At 37.4% G+C, this 2075-nt stretch carries 2 protein-coding genes; both read right to left on the bottom strand.

The genetic code is table 11. From position 1 onward, the window contains the following. Nucleotides 1-286: 286 nt before the first annotated feature. On the bottom strand, nucleotides 287-1120 hold the full coding sequence (locus tag COHPA_RS0100015) for a TNT domain-containing protein (protein WP_281173020.1): 834 nt from the start codon (nucleotides 1118-1120) through the stop codon (nucleotides 287-289). A gap of 660 nt (nucleotides 1121-1780) precedes the next feature. After that, a partial coding sequence (locus COHPA_RS0100005; protein ID WP_027084134.1) for an IS3 family transposase occupies nucleotides 1781-2075 on the bottom strand: 295 nt, incomplete at its 5' end.

Genomic DNA, 2075 nt, shown 5'->3' with positions numbered 1-2075 from the left:
TTGTACATTCGATCTTCGAGCCCGCGCAATCTTTGCGTCGCGTACGAGATTCGATATTGAAGCTGCCTTCGCGCCTTGATCGCCGGATCCACGCCATATGCGGCGGAAGATAGTCGATCGGCCGCGTTAGATAAACGAGACGATAACTGCGAGTGTTTGCTTCTTGATGATGAACTTGAAGCAAGCAATTGACCTACTTGCATTCGGTTTACTGGAAAATCCATAGAAAAACCTTGAATGGCATGAGCCAATCAAGGTTAATCGGAAATAAAGAATGTATTAACTATCACTTAATAAATATCGCAATATCATCGTCATTAAATCTCTCACTCAATAATCCGCTATCCAAATACTTCGTTTCAACCATGTTAAGGAAGTGCAATGCATAGGTTAATCTATAGATGATGAAGATTCCGCGTTCCACATCTAACGGCATAGTAGTGAATTTTCTCTGTTTATTGTTATCAATGTAACTTACTACTATTTTATCGTCCAATACCTCAGCATAAACCTCTCGAGACCTGATTTCACTAAAGCTATAAAACTCTCTCTTAACTCCTAATGTGTCGAAGTAATTTATTAATTCTTCGAAAGTTCGAATACTTCTTATTGGATTATTAGGTAAGTGTATTTTTTTAGAAATGAACTTTCTAAACGTCATGATAAAGAAAAACTTAACAGCTTCCTCTTCATCGAGAAATTTTGTTATTTTTTCTTTTTCTGGAGATGGTCGCTTTTCAAAGTTCATCTCAGAAAAATACCACTCACCGCTGTTGTTCTCTATTTGGTTATAGTTTTCATAGTATCCAGTTTGTTCTTTAATCATTTCATCGTTGACTATAACTTTTATTCCCAGGTCGCTACAGATATGCTGTAACTGAAATTTATCCATTGAAATCTCCCTTCTATCATTTAATTTCCTCGATATATCCGAAATCCAACAAATTCCCCACTGTAGCTTGACTTGATTTCCAATATCGTCTACGATATCTAGCTGAGTGTTATATTGAATTCCGTTACCAACTTCGTCAAACCAGGGAGCAATTATTCCCGATCTAACTTGAATGTCCTTTATAATACGATATTTTGTGTAAGTCTGATCCTTCATGTGAGGGGGCAGAGCTCTACTTTCATTCTATTTTAAATAAAGTTCTTGACTCGGGGCATACTTCCAACTACTAATAACAAAAAACAGGCCGGCCATGGCGGTGACTAACTATTTGCTGCCTGTTTAGAAGTAATGGTACACCAATATTTGTGTAGAAAGTATGTATAGGGTTCTGGAGTGTTCCACTACTCAAATATTATTTTCTCAGTCCTTAGTTTTTTAATGAAGTTTATTAAAAGCCTCACTTAGTGAAGTAACCTTTGTCACAGACACAGTAACTATACTGGCTCTTTCATCCGTGACATAAACTAACCAGTCACTATTTTCTGATATGATTACAACTTCATTCTCTCTATCAGAATGTTCACCGAACCAATTAAACGTTTTAAATTCTCTTGTTCAATTATCTCCTTCGCTTCCTGTTCTGTCATGTGAATTAGCCTCCAATAATTAAGTAATCATGATATCATCACCATTCAAAAATATTTATTCTACTAACGTTTTGGAGTCGCGACAGTATAATCGGATTCAGACTCCCCTTCGTTGATTTCTTCGCCTGGTTCTGATACAAAAAAAACCTTGAAAGAAATAATGTGAAGTGCATCCTGTAAAGTAGACAGTTGATATATTAAAAACTCGGCATCGACCATATTCGTGGTCGGTGCTATTTTTTTAGGCGGCTGAATGGAGAAGATATTGTCTGTATTCTAAAGGCGTCATACAGTTCAGCCTCTTCTGGTAGCGATGGTTATTGTAGTATTCGACATATTCGATAATGGCAGCTTCCAACTCTTCGTATGTATTGAATTTGTTGAGGTAGTACATTTCGGATTTCATCATTCCCCAGAATGATTCCATCGGGCCGTTGTCGATACACCTCGACACCCTAGACATGCTTTGTGTCATGCCTGCATCGTCCAGTTTCTTCTTAAAACTTTTGCTCGTATACTGGAAACCACGGTCACTA

It is taken from the genome of Cohnella panacarvi Gsoil 349, from assembly GCF_000515335.1.
In the GTDB taxonomy this organism is placed as follows: domain Bacteria; phylum Bacillota; class Bacilli; order Paenibacillales; family Paenibacillaceae; genus Cohnella; species Cohnella panacarvi.
Note: the sequence above shows the minus strand (reverse complement) of the source record. Positions and strands in the feature narration are given on the sequence as shown.